This is a genomic window from Anaeromusa sp. (assembly GCF_028691475.1).
Classification (GTDB): Bacteria; Bacillota; Negativicutes; order Anaeromusales; family Anaeromusaceae; genus Anaeromusa.
Genome location: NZ_JAQUZF010000189.1, coordinates 1 through 3,230, shown reverse-complemented (window position 1 = coordinate 3,230; position 3,230 = coordinate 1). Strand labels below are relative to the sequence as shown.

Here is a 3,230-nt window from a genome sequence, read left to right as displayed (position 1 = left end):
TCAATAACATATACCTTTCTCCATATCATTAACTCAACAAAACAAAGTCCGCTAATCACTTAAGCAGCCCTCTTTGCGACACCTTCAATTTTCATCGAACTAACGAAACTAGACATTTGCAATAACTATACCATATACATAGACCAATTTCCTGCAAAACACATTCTTTTTTCCCAGAAAAAAACTATTCCCCAAGACGATTCACCCCCCATTGCTGGCAAGCAAGCTCTTAAACGTCAGCCAGAGTAACCTTTTTTCAAAAATGAACTTTTGCACAAGATGTAGAAGAACTTTTACAAGTCGAATTAGAAATAATTTCTAAAAGTTTCATAGTCCAACAGAGGCATTAGCATGAAAAAAATCATGACACTAGTCGCAATCGCTTTGTTCTTGCTTAGCCTGTCCGGTTGCAGCGGAACGGATAAAACAAGCACGTCTTCAAGTCCACCGCCAGCCAAACAAGAATCGGCTGCAGACCTCTTGGCCAAGTATAACTATGCCCAGCCAGGGTAAGCTCCTAAAAATCCCTTTTGACCCGGCAAAAGCAGCCAAATCACCCAATCAATACAGTAAAGAAACAGATGCCGCCAAGGTAACACTCCTAGAAACCGTCAATTACGACGGCATAAGCTGTAAAGTAGTGCTGCTGGACCCAAAATCCGATCAAAGCCAGGTCAAAATGTGGGTGCTTGAAGATCATGGCATTCCGGCGAAAGTAGAGGTGACCGAAGCAGGAGTCCTTCATATGACCACCGAGTATAAAAGGCCCCGTGCCGCCAGAAACCTTTGCCCTGCCCCAAGGCGTCCCTGTCAGCGACATGGGCGAAATGATGAAACAAATACCAGTGAAGCCCTAGCATTTGCCATTCTTGAAAAACAATAAGAACCGAAGCAAAATGCTTCGGCTCTTATTGTTTTTATATTTGGGGCCAGACTGCGAGTTATACCAACCCGTTAGCCAGCATAATATCGGCAACTTTTACAAACGAAACAATATTAGAGCCAGCAACCAGGTCCCCCGGGCAGCCGTACTCCTCGGCAGTAGATTTGGCATCCTCGAAAATATTTTTCATGATGTCTTTAAGTTTGGCATCCACCTCTTCAAAAGTCCATCTATAACGCAGCGAGTTCTGCGACATTTCCAGCGCAGACACGGCAACGCCGCCCGCATTGGCCGCTTTCGCCGGTGCAAACAGTACCTGGTTCCCCTGAAAATGTGCGATGGCCTCAAGCGTAGATGGCATATTAGCACCTTCGCCAACTGCTTTAACACCATTAGCCACAAGGATTTTCGCCGCTTCCAGATCGATTTCGTTCTGTGTGGCGCACGGCAGTGCGATATCGCCTTTGACGCTCCATACTCCGCTGCAGCCTTCGTGATACTCAGCCTGCGGATGGGTCGCAACATATTCTTTGATACGACCGCGGCGAACCTCTTTAATCGCCTTGACTTCAGCAAGATCTATGCCGTTCGGGTCATAAATGTAGCCATTGGAATCCGAGCAGGTAACCACTTTCGCTCCAAGCTCCTGGGCTTTTTGAATCGCATAGATGGCCACGTTCCCCGAACCAGATACAATAACGGTTTGGCCTGCAAGGCTCCTGCCTTGGTCTTCCAGCATGTTTTTCACGAAATACAACAGCCCATAACCAGTGGCTTCTGTTCGTGCTAGACTTCCCCAATACTCAAGGCCCTTACCGGTAAGCACGCCTGCTTCATAGGAATTGCACACGCGTTTATATTGCCCGAAAAGATAGCCGATTTCCCGACCGCCAACACCGATATCACCGGCCGGCACATCTAAATCCTGACCAATGTGTCGTGATAATTCCGTCATAAAGCTTTGACAAAAGCGCATTACTTCGCGGTCGGACTTCCCTTTCGGATCAAAATCAGAACCACCTTTGCCCCCGCCAATAGGCAGCCCAGTTAATACGTTCTTGAAAGTTTGTTCAAAGCCAAGAAACTTTAAAATACTCAAATTCACGCTCGGGTGAAAACGCAAACCGCCTTTATACGGTCCGCGCGCGCTGTTGAATTGCACACGATAGCCGCGATTCACCTGAACTTCTCCCTTATCATCTTCCCAAACAACGCGGAAAGAAATTACGCGTTCCGGTTCAACAAGCCTCTCCAAAATCCTCGCTTCTTTGTAATGAGGATTTTTCTCCAGCGCTGGAATAATCGTCGTCAAGACTTCTTTCGCTGTGCTATGGAACTCTCTTTGCTCGGGATCTTTTTCAATAAGACCTCCCAATACATTGTTCACATAGTTTTTCATAATACTCAAAGTTACCACTCGCCTTCTTTAATCTTTATTGCTTACGCCCAAGCTTTCCCAAATTTCATTACACGTTCTGCCAAAAACACTTTGTTTTTCTAGTATTTGTAATTCCAATTACGACCGACATTAAAAATTATACATTAACCTTGGCAACATGTCTATTTTTCGACACCTTGTTTCTTGTATACATACAAATATTTTCTTTCGACAGTCCTTGTGCTCATAGAAAAGCAGCAGGGCCGTTCTCACGCTTCATTTATTTTACTGATCCTCTTTCTTTTTATACATTTTTCGGCATAGCGCAATGCATTTTTATGATTCTTACCTGTATTATTCCGCAAGTCCTCCATAAAAAAACGAGCCACACCGAATGCCCTATTGGCAATACGTTATGGCTCGTTCAAGACAGTATGTCAAATCGTTTTATGAGCATCGAAAGTACCGATATAGCAAGCTTCCCGATATAGCAAGCGTTGCAAACTCCGCAATAGGCACCGTCAGCCAAATTCCTTTAACCCCAAAGAGAACAGGCAAAATAGTAATTCCCGCAATGATCCACAAGACCCCTTTATTCAAAGCAACCAACACCGCTTGCCCCGGGTTCCCAATCGCCGTAAAATAACCTGCCGCAACAATATTGAATCCATTGACCAAAAAGGCAAACGCATATAGCTTGGCTCCATAGACGGCAAAGCGCACGATGTCTTCATTTCCCTCATGCAAAAATAGCGAAATAACATCTCCGGCAAAAATAAAAATAGCAGCAAACATCCCGATGCCGATAACACCGGCGCTGGCAGCAACAAGCTGGAGTGCTTTTTTCACGCGCTTCATTTGACAGCTCCCATAGTTGTAGCTGATAATCGCGCCCACGCCGTCCGACAAGCCCAACAACACATTATTCCCTATAAACGCCAAATAGCTAATAAGCGTAAAGGCCGCCAC

3 protein-coding genes are annotated in these 3,230 nt (G+C 45.3%); 1 reads left to right on the top strand and 2 read right to left on the bottom strand.

Annotated elements, in window-relative coordinates; all coding sequences use genetic code 11:
- The first annotated feature begins 496 nt into the window (after positions 1 to 496).
- Positions 497 to 883 carry a hypothetical protein gene (locus tag PHF27_RS14000; RefSeq protein WP_300071400.1) on the top strand — a complete coding sequence of 129 codons (387 nt, stop codon included), beginning with the start codon at positions 497 to 499 and terminating at the stop codon, positions 881 to 883.
- A gap of 58 nt (positions 884 to 941) precedes the next feature.
- Here PHF27_RS14000 and gdhA read toward each other — a convergent pair whose 3' ends face one another.
- A complete protein-coding gene (gene gdhA / locus PHF27_RS13995; RefSeq protein WP_300071397.1) occupies positions 942 to 2,291 on the bottom strand; it encodes an NADP-specific glutamate dehydrogenase in 1,350 nt (449 codons plus the stop codon).
- 417 nt (positions 2,292 to 2,708) lie between these two features.
- Positions 2,709 to 3,230 (bottom strand): MATE family efflux transporter (locus PHF27_RS13990; protein WP_300071394.1); only part of this gene is annotated, 522 nt, incomplete at its 5' end.